We start from the raw sequence: 17076 nt of genomic DNA on the forward strand, positions 1-17076 counted from the left end.
GTTCCCTGTGCCTACCACCAGGGTCGTCCCGCGGCCGGTACTGCCGCGCCGCGGGACGATCCTGCTCGGGATTAACGCAGTGCCATGACCGGCGGCAGCAGCCTGGGCTCGCCGGCGGCCGGCGGGCTCAGCTTGGCCACCTCGGCGAGCTCGGACGGGGCCTTCTCCGTCCGGGCCTGCGTGGCGGCGCCACGCTTGTTCGCCTCGGGCTGCGGCTGGAACGGCTGCACGTCACCGACGCAGAGGGTGCCCTCGGCCGGCAGCGCGCCGCGCAGCAGATATTCGTCCACGGCGCCGGTGGCGCACGCCGAGGTGCCGTAGGCGGTGTGTCCCCAGCTGTCGCTGGACAGCAGGCGGCTGTTCGGCAGCAGCTGCGCCGAGCTGACCGCGTCGTCGTAGTTGGTCGCCGGGTCCCAGTAGTTGCCGACCACCAGCACCGGCGCCGCGGTGCGCTTGCTGAACGGCCCGCGGTAGGCGTCCTCGTCCTCGACCGTCCAGGTCTTGCGGGCACAGGACGCGTCGCCCCAGCCCCACGCGCGGCCGAAGTACGGCGCCCGCTCGTCGGCCCGCGCGGTCAGCTCCGGCCACAGCGCCGCATCCGCCGGATGCAGCCCGTCGGTGCAGATCACGGCGGCGTTGGCCTCGGCGTCGTTGTAGTAGGGGAAGTCCCGCCCGGTCCGCTTGCCGTGCTCGGCGAGCAGCTTCGACAGCGACTTGCCGGCCGTGGTTCGGCGTTCGGTGGAAGCGTCCGGATCGGTCAGCACCAGCAGGTCCTGGACCATGAAGATCAGATACTCCGAACCGTACGCGTCGTAGAGCATGCCCAACGCGTTGCCGACCAGGTCCGAGTACCGGAAGTAGTACTTGCCGGCCTCGTCCTCGAACTCGATCGGCGCCGCCCGCAACCGGTCGGCGACCAGCTCGAAGTCGGCCGCGAGCTTGCCCGACTCCGCGCACAGCTCCTCGCCGGCGGCGTCACAGCGCTTGAAGATCTCGGTGAGCGCGCGATAGGCGCCGTCCGCGCTGCGCAGCCGGTCGTCCAGCGTCTGGTCCTTGGTCTGCTGGCTGCCGACCCACTTGGTCGGGTTGATCACGCCGTCGACCGTGATCGCGCGGAACCGGTCCGGGAACATGTTCGCGTAGTACTGCCCCAGCGCGGTGCCGTAGCTGAACCCCAGGTAGGACAGCTTGTCGTCGCCGACCGCCCGGCGCAGCACGTCCATGTCCCGGGCAAGCTGCGCCGTGGACATCGCACCGGCCAGCTTCTTGCCGGTGGACGAGCAGGACTTGCCGAGCTCGCGCGCCGAGTTGACGTACGCGCTCTCCTCCTGCGCTCCCCACGGGAAGAAGACGTTCATCCCGGCCAGCTTCTCGGTCTGCTCCCGGGTGTTCTTGAAGCACTTCACGTTCTCGCTGTTCGCGATGCCGCGCGGGTCGAAGCCGACCACGTCGAACCGGTCGACCAGCTCCGGGCTCAGGAAGAACGGCGAGGCCAGCGCGATCGACGTGCCCGATCCGCCGGGGCCGCCGGGGTTCAGGAACAGGCTGCCGATCTTGTTCGCCTGGTCGCGCGCCTTGACGCGGAGCAGGGCGATCTCGGTGGTGGGACCGTTCGGCCGGTCGTAGTCCAGGGGCAGATCGACCGTCGTGCACTCGGCCCAGTCGTAACAGGCGTACCAGTCGAGATCGGGTGTGGGGACCCGGTCGACGCGTCGCGCCTCGGCGGCACTGGTCCGGTCGGCGGCCGGGGCCGCCGGCGCGGCGGTGGCCGGGACGACGGCCGAGCCGGCCAGGAGTAGTCCGCTGACTCCTACCGCGAAGAGGCGGAGAGAGGCTCTCATTCAGATGCCCTTCCGTAAGGACGGGTCACCGGCGGGCACCGGCGACGTCTCAGTGATGAGACGTCGCCGACCCTACGAGAGGTTGACAAGTGCCGATATTTACACGCTTGTCAAAGTGGACGGTGCCAGCGACATCGGGGCCGGGCGGCCCAGATAGAAGCCCTGGCCCAGGGGCACGCCGCACTCGGCGAGCGCGTCCCGCTGCTGCTCCGACTCGATGCCCTCGGCGATCACCGTGCAGTCGTGCTCGCGGGCGAACTCGACCAGCGACCGGATCGACGCGCGGCGGGCGCCCTCGGTCTCGACGCCGGCCAACGCCGCCCGGCCGAGCTTGAGGAAGCCCGGCTCGAGCGCCTCCAGCCGGGCCAGGGTGTCGTAGCCGGCGCCGGCGTCGTCCACGGCGATCCGCACCCCGGTCGGCAGGTTCTCCAGATCCGACCGGTCCGCCTCGGCGACCTCGAGCACCAGCGGCCGCGGGCTCTCGGCCAGCAGCGGCTCCAGCTCGCGGGGCCGGCGCAGCAGGTCGGCCGACACGTTCACGGCCAGCCAGGCGCCCTCCGGCAGCGCCTCCGCGGAGGCCAGCGCGGCCCGGATCAGCGCGGCGTCCAGGTCGATGTGCCGGCCCCGCAGCTGCGCGGCCTCCAGCCCGCCCTCGGGGCTGCTGCCGTCGGCGAACCGGGTCAGCGCCTCGTAGCCGACGACCTCGCCGGACTTCAGGTCGGAGATCGGCTGGAAGACGGTGAAGAAGGTGAACTCCTCGAACGAGTTCGACTGCGTCGGTCCGGTGGAGGTGCCGCGCCGGGCCCGGCCGGCCGCCACGGGCTGCGTCGCCCGGACCGCGACCTGACCGGAGGAGCCCCGGTCCGAGCGGTAGTGCAGCACCGATGCCCAGTCGCCGATCGCGCCGTTCGCGGCCAGCGCGCGGGCCTCGGCGTGCGAGGCCAGGGCCGGGCGGAGGTCGCCGGCGACCCGCTTGCGCTTCTTCGGCTGCGCCGGGCGGACGAGCCAGTTCCGCAGGTGCGTGAACAGGTCGACCACGGTGTTGCCGACCCCGACGTACGCCACCATCGCGTACGTGGACAGGATCAGGTTCAGGCCGGCGAAGACCAGGTTGTCCCACTGGTGCAGCTGAACGTCACGCACCACTGTGTACCCACAGAGGGCGATCAGGGCCAGCGGGGCGAGCAGATAGGAGGTCGCCGCCGTGGTCCGGTCGCGCACCTTCGGCGTACGTTTGAAGGCGCTCTTCTCGCCGGTCAGCAGCTGCAGGATCGAGGCGAAGCTGCCGCTCAGGTTCACCGGCAACAGGATCAGGTTGAAGCCGTAGATCCGCAGCACGTCGGTCCGCTTGTAGCCGGCCGCCTTCAGGTCCGCGCTCATCATCAGGAAGTAGGGCACCGACACCAGCAGCAGGATCGGGTTGAGCAGGTCGGCGTTGAACGGGTAGGCCAGCATGACCACCAGGCACACCGAGCTCCAGAAGATGGAGGCCATGTAGTTCACCCGCAGGAACAGCTCGCCGAAGCGCACCTTGTCCTGCACCCGGAACTGGTCCTTCAGGCGGGACAGGATGAGCAGCCCGCCGTTCGCCCAGCGCTGCCGCTGGATGGCCAGCGAGCCGAAGTCCGGCGGCGTGGCGCTGTACGCGAGCCGCTCCGGGTAGTTGAACAGCCCCCACCCGTTGACCCGCAGGTCGATCGTCGACTCGGTGTCCTCGATGACGGTGCGGTCCTGGATGTAGCGGCGGATCTCCCAGTCGCCCTCATAGGAGATCTCGCAGATCTCGTCGAGCGCCTTCTTGCGCAGCACCGCGTTGGCGCCCACCCAGAAGGTGGCGTCGTAGTGCGTCATGCCCTGGTGCACGATGTGCTGGATGTCGGTGGTGGCGCCGGAGATCCGTTCGATCCGGGTCGCCGAGCCGGGGAAGGCGCTGTACGGCGTCTGTGCCACCGCCTGCCGCTCGTGCGCGCCCTGCTCCATCAGGTGCACCAGGCGCAGCGCATACTCCGGCAGCAGCACGCTGTCCGCGTCCAGGGTCAGCACGTAGTCCGGGTCCGGGACGACGAGCTCGGCCCGCCCCGGGACGGCCGGCACCAGCGCGATGCCGAGCGGGGTGCCGACCTCCTGGTAGCTGCCGCCCATCAGCCCGATGTAGCTGTTCAGGTTCATCGCCTTGTTCGGCTCGCCGGACAGCGACACGTACCGCTTGCGCTCGAAGCTCGTCATGGTGGCGTCGAAGGTCGCCATCAGCCGGCGGTACAGCTGGACCAGCCGCTCCTCGGGCAGCGTCGCGTCGTCGTCGGCGCCGCTCTCCAGCGCCTCGGCGATCGTGCCCAGGTCCTCGGCGAGCGCGTTGACGATGTGCTCGACGAAGAACGTGTCGGTGTGGTCGACCATCTCCTGCTTGCGGCCCAGCCCGAAGAGCCATCCGGCCGCGAACCGGTACTCGTCGGCGAGCTCGCGCATGTCCTCGACGGTCGGCGTGCGGCCCTCGATCGCCGTCTCGAACCGCTCGGCGGCGGCCCGCACGCGGGTGAACGGCACGGCCAGCTCGGCCTCGATCGCGGCCGGCAGCGCCCGCGCCTCGAGCAGCAGGTCGCGGGCCTTGCGGGTCTTCGGCTGCGGCGGGTCGTCGATCAGCAGCACCACCCGCAGGCCGGGGTACTCCTGCAGCGCCGCGGTCAGCAGCGTGGTCCGGATGATCCGCTCGTCCTCCTGGTAGGAAGGCACCAGCACGGTCACCGACGGCGTCTCGCCGGCCAGGAAGTTGTCCAGCACGATGCGCGGCGCCCGGTGGTGGGCGCGGCTGCGATAGAAGAAGCCGATCCGGGTGATCAGGTACGCGACCGCGGAGGCGGCCAGCCCGGTGACCACGACCATGTACACGATCGCCTCGATCACCAGCCGGGCGCTGTTCGCGTGGCCGGCGATGAACTGCTGGATCACCGTGCTGACCATGTACCCGGCCCACACGGCGATGGTCAGCACGATCGCCAGCCGGCCCCGGGCGATGCGCCCCTCGGAGACAGGCGGTGGCACCAGCGGGTGCGGGGCCGTTCGGCGGTCGGCTCCCCACTGGCGCTGGGTGTCCGGCCTGCGCTGGTCCACCGGGTTGCGCTGCATGGCCTGCCCTTCGATCGAGACGAGGCCGCACCTGCGGCCCGGGATTCTCATCGGTTGCGGGCGGTGGTCGCTTGAAGGTTTCACCGACGCGATCCTTCAGTCGCGGGCCCGGATGCCGATCTGGTCCGGCATGCCTACGAACGGCGCCACGCTGCCCTCCGCCCGGCCCGATCACGACCCCCTCGCGGATCCGGACTGGCAGGAGCCCGAAGCCCCGGCCGAGCGGCTCTCCTGGCTGCGGCTCGGCTTCCTGATCCTCGTGCTGGCCGGGCTCGGCGGCGGCGGCACGATCGCGGTGCTGCACCTGCGGGACACGGCCGGGCCGACCGCGAAGTCGTGGGCCGTTCCGTACGTGGACGTCACGCTGACGCCGACCTTCGAGTTCCAGGACCCGGAGGTCAACCCGGCCAACGACGTGGCGCTGGCGTTCGTGGTCGCCGACCCGAAGGACGGGTGCTCGCCCAGCTGGGGTGGCGCGTACAGCCCGGACGAGGCGGCCGCCTCGCTGGAGCTGGACCGGCGGATCAGCCAGCTGCGGGCCGGCGGCGGCAGCATCATGCTCAGCCTCGGCGGGCTCACCAACAACGAGCTGGCCGTCGCGTGCACCGACCAGGCGCGGCTCACCGACGCGTACCGGCAGCTGGTGAACCGCTATCAGCTCGACACGCTGGATCTGGACATCGAGGGCACCGCGATCGCGGACCAGGCGTCGCTGACCCGGCGCGCGACCGCCCTGGCCGACCTGCAGGCCGAGCGGGCCGAGGCCGGCACGCCGCTGACCGTGTGGCTCACCCTGCCGGTGTCACCGGACGGCCTGACCGCCGACGGGCTGGCCGCGGTGCGCACCACGCTCGCGGGCGGCGTCTCGCTGCGCGGCGTCAACGTGATGACCATGGACTACGGCTCGGCGGCGGGCTCGAACCCGGACATGCTCGAGCTGGGCATCCGGGCCCTGGAGGCCACCCACAAGCAGCTGAGCGACCTCTATCTGCGGCTCGGCGTGCAGCTGACCTCGCCGGAGGTGTGGTCCCGGATCGGCGCCACCCCGATGATCGGGCAGAACGACGTGGACGCCGAGCGCTTCACCGTCGACGACGCCCGCGGGCTCGCCTCGTTCGCGGTCGAGAACGGCCTGGGCCGGGTCTCGATGTGGTCGCTGAACCGGGACGCCCGGTGCCGCGGCACGTTCACGAACGTCGTGGTGCACTCGAACACCTGCAGCGGCGTGAACCAGGAGGCGCTGGCCTTCTCCGGCGTCTTCGCCGGCCTGCCGGGCAGCGCGGTCGGCACCTCGGGCCGGGACTCGGTGGAGATCCCCGACCAGGAGCCGATGGTGGACGACCCGAAGACCAGCCCGTACCCGGTGTGGCGGCTCGCCGCCCAGTACGTGAGCGGCTACAAGGTGGTGTGGCACGGCGTCGTCTACGAGGCCAAGTGGACGAACCAGGGCGCCGACCCGGCCGAGCCGGGCGACGCGACCACGCCGAGCCCGTGGACGGTGATCGGCCCGGTCAACTCGACCGAGACGGCGCCGCGCCCGAGCCCGACGGTGACCGGGGTGACCGACGCGTGGAACCCGGAGACGGTCTATGCCCACGGCGACCGGGTGCTGTTCGACGGGCTGCCCTATCAGGCCCGGTGGTCGTCGAAGGGCGACGCGCCGTCGACCGAGTTCCCGGTCGGCCCGGACGACCCGTGGCAGCCGCTGTTCACCGTGCCGGGCGAGCCGGCCACGGCCTAGGGTCGCTGGGCGCCCAGGGCTTCCACGTAGACGCTGTAGAGGGACCGGCTCGCGGTCATGAAGAGCCGGTTCTTCTTCACCCCGCCGAAGCACAGGTTGGCGCACGTCTCGGGCAGGTGGATCCGGCCGATCAGGGTGCCGTCCGGGTGGAAGCAGTGCACGCCGTCGAAGCCGGGGCCGCCGTCGCCGGCCGAGGCCCACAGGTTGCCGTCGGTGTCGGTGCGGATGCCGTCCGGGCCGCCCGGGCTCATCTCGGCGAACACGCGCCCGTTCACCGGACGGCCGGCGCGCATCTCGAAGACCTTGATGTGGCCGACGTCCACCACGTAGAGCAGCGACTCGTCCGGCGCGAAGCAGATGCCGTTCGGGCGTTCCATGCCCTCGATCACCACCTCCGCGGCGCCGGTGTCCGGGTCGATCCGGTAGACGTGCCGCGGGATCTCCTCGTCCGCCTTGTCGCCCTCGTAGTGGAAGGCGATGCCCCAGCCCGGATCGGTGAACCACACCGAGCCGTCGGAGTGGGTGGTCACGTCGTTCGGGGCGTTCAGCCGCCCGCCCCCGAAGGCGTCCAGCAGCACGGTGACGGCGCCGTCGTGCTCCGTGCGCGTCACCCGCCGCCCCCGGTGCTCGCAGGTGACCAACCGGCCCTGCCGATCGCGGGTGTTGCCGTTGCTGTTGCCGGACGGCTGCCGGAACACGTCGACCTCGCCGGTGCTCTCGCTCCAGCGCAGCATCCGGTCGTTGGGGATGTCGGAGAACAGCAGGAAGCGGCCGTCGCCGAACCACACCGGCCCCTCCAGCCAGCGCCCGCCGGTCCACAGCCGCTCGACCACCTCGTGTCCGACCACCAGCGGCCGGAACCGCTCGTCGACGATCTCGATCGCCGGATCCGGGAACCGCACGACGGTGCGGTCCACGTCCCACGCGCGGCCGTGGTCCATCGCCGTCACCCCCGCCCCACATAGGGCATCTTCGTCGCCATCACGGTCATCGTGAGCACGTTCGCCTCCAGTGGTAGCCCCGCCATGTAGCGCACCGCGCGGGCCGCCTCGCCGACGTCCATCACCGCCTCGGGCCGCACCTGCCCGTCCGGTTGCAACGCGCCGTTCGCCGCCGCGCCGCCCATGTCGGTGGCCGCGTTGCCGATGTCGATCTGCCCGCAGGCGATGTCGAACGCCCGCCCGTCCAGCGCGGTCGACTTGGTCAGCCCGGTGATCGCGTGCTTCGTCGCCGTATACGCCACCGCGAGCGGCCGTGGCGTGTGCGCCGCGATCGACCCGTTGTTGATGATCCGCCCGCCGCGCGGCTCCTGCCGCCGCATCACCCGGAAGGCCTCGCGGGTGCACAGGAAGGCGCCGGTCAGGTTCACGGCGACGACCTGCTGCCAGACGTCCAGCGGATGCTCGTCGAGGCCGACCGCGGGCGCGCCCATGCCGGCGTTGTTGAACAGCAGATCGACCCGGCCGTGCCGCTCGACCGTGCGGTCGAACAGGTCGCGCACGCTCGCCTCGTCGGTGACGTCCGCCGGCACGGCCTCGACGCCCGGGTTCGCGCCGGCGACCGCCTCCAGCGCGTCCCGGCGCCGCCCGGCGATCACCACCGTCCAGCCGTCGCCGGACAGCTCCCGCGCCACCGCCGCCCCGATGCCACTGCCACCACCGGTGACCACCGCGACCCGCATCCTCAGCCCCTCATGTCGGCAGACCAGTGACCGTATCCTCTTCGGCGTCGTGGCGCTCCCTCCGCGGCACCGCGGCGACGACCAGGGCGGCGCTGAACAGCACCGCGACCGGGATGGCGAAGCCGCCGAACTCGTTGTCCGGCTCCAGCGCGATCCAGAACGGCGACGAGGGCAGGTAGTCGCCGGTCAGCGCGGTCAGGTAGCCCAGGCCGAGCAGCAGCGCCGGCCCGGTGGCGAACATCCCGAACAGCGCCGCGCCGCCGCTGAGCAGGGCCGCCGTCGGGTGGTCCGCGGTGCGCCGGCTCGCCCAGCCGAAGAGCAGCCAGCCGAGCAGCGCGCCGGGCAGCCCGGCCGCGAAGGTCGTCGCGGTGATCCAGACCGGCTCGGCGCGGTAGACCGAGAGCGTCAGCCAGCTCTCCTGGTACGTCGCGTCGTGGTAGTCCTCGAAATCCAGCACCAGTCGGTCGTTGCGCGCGGTCAGCGCCCGCGAGTCGTTCTGCGGCGCACCGGTCGCGTCCGTCGGGCTGGTCGAGTATTCGTCGACGACCTCCCAGCCGGCTCGGTCCAGCCGCTCCTCGAGGCCGGCCATGTAGGTCGCCACCCGGCCGGTCTCGGCGGTGCCGTCCACCTGGCCGTCGATCTTGCGCGCGGTCAGCTCGCCGCCGATGGTGGCGAACGGCGCCCGCGCCTTCGACGCGTCGTCCGGCGACCAGTCCGCCCAGACGAGCGGGAGGCCCGGGGCGAACAGCTCGGCAAGCGCGGTCCGCTCGGCCGCGCCGGGCAGGTCCGGGGCGCCCTCCCACGCGATCCGGTTGGCCAGCGCGGCCGAGAAGAATCCGGTGACCAGCGCGACGAGCACGGCGGCGACCACCACGCCACGGCTGCGCGGCCGGCCCAGACGGGCCCGCAGGCCGTGCCGGAGCAGGCTCAGATTCCGCGGTGTGCGCGCGCCGGGGTGGCCGCTCGCGTCGGCCATCAGCAGGGTGTCCAGCACCTCGGCACGGCGGTCGCCGCGCGGGTAGGCGTACAGGAAGATCGGTGTTTTCATGAGGCGAAGCCCGGGCGGTGGGCGTGCAGGCGGCTCGCGGCCGTGCCGGCGTTGCGAGCGAGACGGGCGGTCTCGGCGGCGAGCGCGGTCGCACCTGGCTCCGTCAGGCGGTAGTAACGGCGCGGGCGGCCCTCGACGATCTCCTCGTGGTCGATCTCCACCAAGCCCTCGGCGGTCAGCCGGTCGAGCGCCGCATAAAGCGTGCCGGCCTGCAGCACCACCTCGCCGCCGGAGAGGTCCGCCGCCTCCCGGATCACGCCGTAACCATGGCGTGGCCGATCCACCAGGGCGGTCAGGATCCAGAAGGTCGGCTCCCGCATCGCTTTGCTCACGCGGGCCAATATAAAGATTATCTGACTATCGTGCCAGGGGGGTGCCCGGCAGAAGTCGCAGGATCCGGCTTTAGCCGGTCTTCTCCGGGCGGCCGGCCAGGAGCTCGTCGACGGCCGCGCGTGGGCTCAGGCCCGGGTTCTCGCAGCAGAGCCCGGCGCTGGCCACGATCACCACGCCGGGGTAGGTGGCGTGGATGAGCTCGACCGCGGCCCGCAGGGCGGGCGGCGGCGATCCGTCGAGGGCCGCGGTGCCGAAGGAGGCGTTGACGACGGTACGCACGCCGGCCCGGTGCCCGTCCTCGGCGGCCCGCAGCAGCATCGCCGCGGCGTCCGCGTCGGTGCCCAGCCCGTCCCCACGGGTGAACCGGTAGACCACGATCTCGCAGCCCGGCGCGACCTGCTGCACGATGCCGGCGGTGAAGGTGCCGTGCCCGGCGCCGAAGTCGAGCCGCCCGGGCGCGGGCATCACGTCGAGCAGGTCCCCGCCCGGCGCCGGCGACCCCGGGGGCAGGGTGCCGCTCGGGTGGTCGTTGCGCGTATGCGCAGCCGTTTCAGGGCGCCGTGATCTGATCACCCACCAGGGTCAGGTTCTGGATCGCGGCCAGGCCGTAGAGCGCCGTCGTGTTGGTGGAGACCCAGTTCGCCGCCTCGGTCGGGTTCAGCGTGCGGGTGACCGGCTCGCTGCGCCACGGCAAGGCCGGCCCGTAGCCGTCGCCGGTGTAGAACTCGCGCCAGGCCCGCGCGGCCAGGTCGGCGCGGTTCAGCCGGACCGCGGCATAGGCGGTCAGGCGCGCGTGCCCCTGCCGCAGGATCAGATTCCCGAAGTACGCGCCGCACTCGGCCGTCTGCTCCTCGCGGGTCGCGTTGAACAGCCGGCAGTACTGCAACCAGGCGCTCTCGAACGCCGCGTCGCCGACCAGGTCGATCACCTCGGCGCAGACCTCCACCAGGCCGAACATCGCGCTCAGATGCGAGACGCTGACGACCTTGCCGGTCACCGGCGCGAACCGGCCGGCGTCCAGGTCGTAGAGCCCGCTGCCGGTGACGAAACCGTTCGGCATCGCGCCGATCGTGGCCATCGTGCCGAGCAGCTTCGCCTTCGCCACGTCCGCCTTCGGGCCGCGCCGCTCCCACTCGGCCAGCCAGGCGCCGGCCAGCCCGCTCCAGTCGGTGCCGAGCCCGATCGACAGCGCGTGCGGATCCGGCGTGTACGGCTCGGTGCGGATCTTGCGGATCGGGTCGAGCACCAGGAACGTCCGGTCCGAGTCGACCAGTTCGGACAGCAGGTCACCGGTGCGCTCGTCGCCGGTCAGGAAGTAGTAGATCCGCCGGTACATGGCCGTGCTGATGCGTTGCTGCTTGGCGCTGTCCGCCCAGTGCTGCACGCCGTGCCGGGTGCCGAGCCCGGCCCACCGGCCGAGGTGGTAGACGTCCACCTCGCCGGTGTGCCGGGTCATCGCCTCGGCGAAGCGGAAGATGTCGGCCCGGCCGGAGCGCAGGAACGCGTACCAGAGCCACAGGTCGGGGGAGAGCTCGGAGTTGTCCCACGCGTAGCCGCCGACGTCGTAGCGCCACACCGAGCGGTCCTCGTCGAACGTGTGCATGATGTCGCCGTAGTCCCAGAAGCCGTACCAGTGGCGTTGCTCGACCTGACGCTGGTAGAGCCCGAACAGGAAGTCCAGGTGGTCCTCGATCACCGCCTTGACCGGGTGCGACCGGTCGACCGGCCCGAACAGGCCGCCGAACACCTTGCAGGCGACCAGATGCGGCACCGGGTTGATCAGCTGAGGCGGCTTGCGCACCTGGTCCGCCATCGCGGCGAGCCGGTCCGCGGCCGGCGTCGCGGGCAGTGCCCAGAGGGTGAGCTCGCTGGTCCGCGAGATGCCGTACGGCGTGCCGAAACCGGGCTCGTAGTCCTCGTAGGTGATCTCCAGGCCCTGCAGCTGCTCGGGATAGGTGTCCTGGCCCATGCCGTCGTGATAGAAGCGCATGTCCATCGGCCCGGCGTCCGGCGCCCACAGCCAGACCGTCACCTCGGCCTCCTCGGTGGCCGCCCGCCGGATGTCGAGTTGCGCCGGATGCCGCTGCCAGAAGTCCCGCAGCCCGACCGCGAGCCCGCCGCTGACGCCGCCGACGTAGGCCAGCCCGGACGCCCGGGCGCCCTGGTCGACGGAGACCCAGCCGTACCCCGGCCCGGTCCGCTTGCGCACCGTGAAGCCGCCGGCGGACAGCTGGCTCAGCGTGTAGTCGCCCCACCGCGGGATGTACTGCAGCCGGGTGGTGACCCGCTGGTCCCAGGTCGCCGGGTCGGGCAGTTTCGTGCCGGCCACCTGCGCCGCCCGCACCGCGGCGCCGGGGTCGCGGCGCAGGCCGGTGATGCCCTGGACCGCCTCGCTCAGCATGCCGTGCCCGTCGCCGACGAACCGCACGTGCCGGTCGTAGGCGGCGTCCCGCATCGGCACCCGGAACCGCACCCCGAGGCCGGCGATGAAATCCCGCAAGCCGTCCCGGTCGTAGACGAAGGTGTGCATCATCCGGATGCTCTCCGCGCCGGCCGCGAAATAGAGCCGGACGGTGAACGGCAGCCACGACCTGCCCTCGCCGTCGGTGTGCTCGCCGTCGATGCGGACCACGGCGCGCAGCGGCCCGGACTCCTCGACGCGCACCTTGCGGATGTCGCTGTCGAAGCGGTCCCGGGCGGCGGCCTTCTCCTCGTTCTCCTCGATCCGCGCCTGGCGCAGGTTGACGAGCACGCCGCGCCGGGCGATCTCCACCTCGCCGCGCCAGATCCGGGCGATCAGCTCCGGCCCGCTCTTGTGGATCCGGGCCCGGATCACGCCGGTGTCGACCTCGACGTGCCCGGCGCGATCGGCGACCACGACCGCCGTCGCCGGTCGGGCCGGCGTCCCGGCCCGCAGCGTGTACGCCTCGGCCGGCGTGTCCACCGCGATGACGTGCCCGCTCCACTTGAGCGTGCCGTCCGGCCAGAAGGCGAGCGGCCGGCTCTGCAGCGGCACCGCGCCGCCGTCCGGCGCGACGAGCTGGAACGTCTGGTCGCCGGGCACCGCGCCCTGCGGCCACGGCGTGCCCCAGGCCGAGGTGGTGGCGGCGCCGGGACGGCCTTCCAGCCAGTGCAGCTGGACATCGGGAACGGCCATGGCGGAGGACCTGCCCTTCGGGTGCGGAACGACCGTTGACAGCGGCACGGCGGCGATGCCGGCCAGGACTTGGCGTCGGGGGATCGGTGCCACGGCTGGTTACCTCATTCCTTGACGGATCCGATGAGGACGCCCTTCACGAAGTGCTTCTGCAGGAACGGATAGACCAGCAGGATCGGCAGGGTCGCGATCACGATCACCGCGAACTTGAGCCCCTGCGCGGGGAAGAGGGCGTTCTCCAGCTGGTTGAGCGCGTTCGCCGCGTCGGCGTTGGGTGCGGTGAGCTGGCGGACCAGCACCTGCAGCGTCCACTTGTGAGTGTCGTTGATGTAGAGCAGCGGGGACATGTAGTCGTTCCAGATGCCGACCGCGTAGAAGAGCGAGAAGGTGGCGATGATCGGCTTGGACAGCGGCAGCACGATGCGCCGGAAGACGCCGAGCTCGGTGCAGCCGTCGATCCGGGCGGCCTCCTCCAGCGCCTCCGGCAGCTGCTGGAAGAACGTCTTAACGATGATCAGATAGAACGGGTTGACGGCCAGCGGCAGGATCAGCGCCCAGTAGCTGTCCAGCAGCCCGAGATCGCGCACCACCAGATAGGTCGGGATCATGCCGCCGCTGAAGACCAGCGTGAAGATGACCAGGTTGAGCACCAGCGCCCGGCCCGGCAGATGCCGTTTCGACAGCGGGTACGCCATGGTGAGCGTCAACGCCACCTGCACCAGCGTGCCGACCGCGGTCACCCCGATCGTGGTGAGCAGCGCCCGCACGAAGGTGCCGGTCGAGAACATGTAGTCGTACGTGTCGGTGACGAAGTCCCGTGGCCACAGGAAGAACGGCCGCGACGCGATCTCGCCCTCGGAGGCGAACGACCCGGCCAGCACATAGAGCAGCGGCAGCACGGTGACGGCGGCCAGCGTCAGCAGAAAGACGACGTTCAGCGCGTCGAAGAGCCGTTCTCCCCGGGTGCGCATCAGAACAACCCCCGCTCGTCGAGCCGCTTCGCCAGCAGGTTGGAGCCGAAGATCAGCAGCACCCCGACCAGGCCCTTGAACAGCCCCACGGCGGTGGAGTAGCTGTACGCGCCCTGGGTGATGCCGATGTAGTAGACGTAGGTGTCGAAGACGTCCGCGACCGACCGGTTCAGCGCGGTCGTCATCAGCCAGATCTGCTCGAAGCCGGAGTCCAGCAGGTTGCCCGACGTCAGGATGGCCATCACCACGATGGCCGGGCGGATGGACGGCAGCGTGATGTGCCAGAGCTGCCGCCACCGGCCGGCGCCGTCCACCCGGGCCGCCTCATAGAGCTGGGTGTCCACGCCGGCCAGCGCGGCCAGATAGATGATCGTGCCCCAGCCGGTCTGCTTCCACAGCAGCTGCAGGATGATGATCGGCCGGAACTAGCCCTCCTGCGCCACGTAGTCCACCCGCCGGCCGCCGACCAGGTCGTGGATCCAGCCGGCCAGCAGCCCGAAGTCCGCCGAGAACAGCAGGTAGGTCAGCGACGCGACGATGGTCCAGGACAGGAAGTGCGGGATGTAGATGAGCGACTGGATCGAGTGCTTCACGACGCGCTGACGCAGCTCGTTCAGCATCAGCGCGACCACGATCGGGGCGGGGAAGACGAACACCAGGGTGAGCAGGGCCAGCACCAGGGTGTTGACCATGAGCCGGGCGAAGTCGGGACCGGCGAACAGCTCCTCGAAGTGCTTGACGCCCACCCAGGGACTGCCCGAGTAGCCGAGGAACGGCAGGTAGTCCTTGAAGGCGATGCTCAGGCCGTACATCGGCCAATACCGGAAGATCAGGAAGTACGCGAGCCCCGGCAGCAGCATCAGATAGAGCCAGCGGTAGCGCACCGCCTTCTGGAGGCTGATCATCTGCCGACGGTGCTCACCAGCTTGTTTACCTCCTCGGCGACCTGGGTGCCGCCGCTGTCGTACCAGCGTTTGACCTCGGCCCGCAGCTGGTCCTCGGTGATCGCTCCGGACAGATATTTGATCCGCGCGTCCGGGATGATCGGGTCCAGCGTCTGTCCACGCTGGATGTAGGTGTCGGAGAGCACGGCCAGCGCCGGGTTGTGCACCGCCGTCTTGAGGTCCTCGTTCATCAGCGTGTCGCGCAGCGCCAGCTGCTTGCGCGACGGCTCGTCGGCCGGCTTGAGCGGATAGACCCCGAGACCGACGCTGGCCCGGGTGCCGAGCTGAGCGAAGGCCTTGTCCACGTCGTTCTGGATGACCTTGACCTGCGGGTCGTCCTCGCCGAGCGGCACCGCGAACTCGCCCTCGAGCTTGAAGTTGCGGCCCTCGATGCCGTTGGTCAGCAGCACCGCGCCCTCCTTGCCCTGCAGCTTGTCCAGCACCTGCAGAACCTTGTCCAGGTCCTCCTCGGTGCGCACCTTCGCCTTGGAGATGGCGACGATCCCGTTGTAGCCGGTGAACGGGTAGGAGAACTTCTGCCCGTCCGAGCGGGCCAGGTTGCCGACCATGGTGACCTTGTCGAAGTCCTTCGCGTCCTTCTGCTGGAACAGCTTGATCAGGTCGGTGGACCGGACGTTCACGTCGATGATGAGGCCGCCCTTGCCCTGCACGAACGCGTCGTTCCAGTTGGCGCTGTCCAGCGTGGCGAAGTCCGGGTTGACCATCCCCTCGTCGACCCATTTCCTGAGCCAGCGCTCGGCCTGCATGAACTCCTCGGTGTCGAAGCCGGGCACCAGCTTGCCGCCGCGGTCACCCCAGCCGTTGGGCGCGCCGAACCACGTCTCGATCACGTCGTACGGGCTGGCGGTGGCATAGAAGCCGGGCCACTTCGGAATGATCAGGCCGTAGGTGTTCTTCTTGCCATCGCCGTCCGGGTCCTGCTCGGTGAACGCCTTGCCGATCGCGTACAGGTCGTCGACCGTCTTCGGCTCGCTCAGGCCGACCTTCGCCAGCCAGTCCTTGCGGATCACGATGGCCGAGCGCAGCAGTGGCCGGATCCGGTAGATGCCGTAGGTCTTGCCGTTGACCGACGAGTTGCGCCCGGTCTGCGGGTTGCCCGGCTTGAGGTTCGGATACTTGTCCAGCCTGCCGGTCAGGTCCCAGAAGGCGCCGGCCCGGGCCGCCTGGATGAACGCCGGTCCCTTGTCGGCCTGCACGACCATCACCTGCGGCATGTCGTTGGACGCCAGCGTGACGTTGGTCTTGTCGCCGTAGTCCGCGTTCGGCACCCAGGTGATGTCGAGCTTCTTGCCGATCAGCTTCTGGATCGCCTGCTGCAGCTCGCCGTTCGGGTCGGGTGCGGTGCCGAACAGCGGCGCCATCACGGAGAGGGTGTCGCTCACCGGTTCGCCGCCGTCGTCACCGCAGGCGGCCGCGGCCAGGGCGGTGGCCAGTGCGAGAACGGCGGCCAGCGGCCGGCGTCGGGGGAGGAGGGTCATGGGAATCCCTTCGCGTCACGTCGGGCCTCGTTCTCCTGGAAGAGGCGCAGACAGAGCCAGGTGTCGAGCTGGATCCACCCGCCGACGGCGGCCACCGCCAGGACGGGGAAGACGGTGACCGCGTATCCGATCGCCGTGCCGACGAAGAGCAGCAGCACGGAGGCGGGCAGCCGGGTGAGGGCGAACAGTGAGGCCTTCGGGACGTGGGCGGACGTCCGCAGGTCGTAGTGCACGGCCATCGGCAGCGCGTATGCCCCGATCACGGCCACCGCGGCCAGGGCGGCGATCGTGGTCAGCCGGGGGACGGCCCCGGCCGCGCCCAGCGACGCGAACCAGAAGTAGTTGACGACCAGCAGGACGGTCGCGCCGGCCAGAGGGAGCACCAGCTGCGAGCCGCGGACGAGCTCGCGCCGGACGGCCGCCGCGAAGGCCGGCCAGACGGCGAACGTTTCACCCAGGGCGTGCCGCCGGGCCAGTGTGTACGCCGCCAGGGTGGCCGGGCCGAGGCCGACGATCACGCCGCCGGCCAGGGTGAAGACCGTCCAGAGCAGGGTCAGCCGGACCGTCCACCACAGCTCGTCGGCCGCTTCGTAGAGCCTGATCGACCAAGCCGGCACGGAGGACCTGCCTTATGTCGAGCGGATGAACACGCATCGACGACGGTAACTTTGAATCGTCTCAAAGTCAACGCCAGGAAAGCCCTTTCCCGCAGGTCGCGCGGCATCGGCTCAACCGCCC

At 70.7% G+C, this 17076-nt stretch carries 14 protein-coding genes; 1 reads left to right on the forward strand and 13 read right to left on the reverse strand.

Translation table 11 applies throughout. The annotated features are described in order from the left end of the window. Nucleotides 1-71: 71 nt before the first annotated feature. Complete coding sequence (locus tag ACZ6TI_RS32355) at nt 72-1841, reverse strand: alpha/beta hydrolase (RefSeq protein ID WP_465348983.1); 1770 nt, start codon at nt 1839-1841, stop codon at nt 72-74. A gap of 99 nt (nt 1842-1940) precedes the next feature. Next, nucleotides 1941-4964 (reverse strand): EAL domain-containing protein, encoded by a 3024-nt coding sequence (locus ACZ6TI_RS32360; RefSeq protein WP_465348984.1) that lies wholly within the window; start codon nt 4962-4964, stop codon nt 1941-1943. 130 nt (nt 4965-5094) lie between these two features. Between ACZ6TI_RS32360 and ACZ6TI_RS32365 the strand changes: the two genes are divergently transcribed. Beyond that, on the forward strand, nt 5095-6705 hold the full coding sequence (locus ACZ6TI_RS32365; protein WP_465348985.1) for a chitinase: 1611 nt from the start codon (nt 5095-5097) through the stop codon (nt 6703-6705). Here ACZ6TI_RS32365 and ACZ6TI_RS32370 read toward each other — a convergent pair. The 11 genes from ACZ6TI_RS32370 to ACZ6TI_RS32420 all read right to left on the reverse strand — a co-directional run bounded on the left by ACZ6TI_RS32370 (nt 6702) and on the right by ACZ6TI_RS32420 (nt 16955). Beyond that, entirely contained in the window at nt 6702-7646 is a 945-nt protein-coding gene (locus tag ACZ6TI_RS32370; RefSeq protein ID WP_465348986.1) for an SMP-30/gluconolactonase/LRE family protein, read from the reverse strand. The two genes, ACZ6TI_RS32365 and ACZ6TI_RS32370, sit on opposite strands and share 4 nt — an antisense overlap. 5 nt (nt 7647-7651) lie before the next feature. Continuing rightward, nucleotides 7652-8386 (reverse strand): SDR family oxidoreductase, encoded by a 735-nt coding sequence (locus ACZ6TI_RS32375; RefSeq protein WP_465348987.1) that lies wholly within the window; start codon nt 8384-8386, stop codon nt 7652-7654. 10 nt (nt 8387-8396) lie between these two features. Beyond that, on the reverse strand, nt 8397-9434 hold the full coding sequence (locus ACZ6TI_RS32380; RefSeq protein ID WP_465348988.1) for a hypothetical protein: 1038 nt from the start codon (nt 9432-9434) through the stop codon (nt 8397-8399). Next, nucleotides 9431-9766: a PadR family transcriptional regulator gene (locus ACZ6TI_RS32385; RefSeq protein ID WP_465348989.1), complete on the reverse strand. Its 336-nt coding sequence runs from the start codon at nt 9764-9766 to the stop codon at nt 9431-9433. The genes ACZ6TI_RS32380 and ACZ6TI_RS32385 overlap by 4 nt, the downstream gene beginning before the upstream one ends. Nucleotides 9767-9836: 70 nt before the next feature. Beyond that, nucleotides 9837-10340, reverse strand: coding sequence for a S8 family serine peptidase (locus ACZ6TI_RS32390; RefSeq protein ID WP_465348990.1), 504 nt, complete (start codon nt 10338-10340; stop codon nt 9837-9839). Further along, nucleotides 10318-12924: an exo-rhamnogalacturonan lyase family protein gene (locus tag ACZ6TI_RS32395; RefSeq protein WP_465348991.1), complete on the reverse strand. Its 2607-nt coding sequence runs from the start codon at nt 12922-12924 to the stop codon at nt 10318-10320. The genes ACZ6TI_RS32390 and ACZ6TI_RS32395 overlap by 23 nt, the downstream gene beginning before the upstream one ends. A 104-nt stretch (nt 12925-13028) precedes the next feature. Next, nucleotides 13029-13895, reverse strand: a complete 867-nt coding sequence (locus ACZ6TI_RS32400; protein ID WP_465348992.1) for a carbohydrate ABC transporter permease — start codon at nt 13893-13895, stop codon at nt 13029-13031. Beyond that, nucleotides 13895-14311, reverse strand: coding sequence for an ABC transporter permease subunit (locus ACZ6TI_RS32405; RefSeq protein ID WP_465349224.1), 417 nt, complete (start codon nt 14309-14311; stop codon nt 13895-13897). Before ACZ6TI_RS32405 ends, ACZ6TI_RS32400 begins: the two co-directional genes overlap by 1 nt. 9 nt (nt 14312-14320) lie before the next feature. After that, nucleotides 14321-14800 carry a hypothetical protein gene (locus tag ACZ6TI_RS32410; protein WP_465348993.1) on the reverse strand — a complete coding sequence of 160 codons (480 nt, stop codon included), beginning with the start codon at nt 14798-14800 and terminating at the stop codon, nt 14321-14323. Further along, entirely contained in the window at nt 14797-16338 is a 1542-nt protein-coding gene (locus tag ACZ6TI_RS32415; RefSeq protein ID WP_465348994.1) for an extracellular solute-binding protein, read from the reverse strand. Before ACZ6TI_RS32415 ends, ACZ6TI_RS32410 begins: the two co-directional genes overlap by 4 nt. Beyond that, the gene (locus ACZ6TI_RS32420) at nt 16335-16955 is read right to left on the reverse strand and encodes a YesL family protein (protein WP_465348995.1); all 621 of its coding nucleotides are present in this window, start codon (nt 16953-16955) and stop codon (nt 16335-16337) included. The genes ACZ6TI_RS32415 and ACZ6TI_RS32420 overlap by 4 nt, the downstream gene beginning before the upstream one ends. Nucleotides 16956-17076 lie beyond the last annotated feature (121 nt).

The sequence above is a fragment of the Actinoplanes sp. NPDC051388 genome (assembly GCF_055586225.1).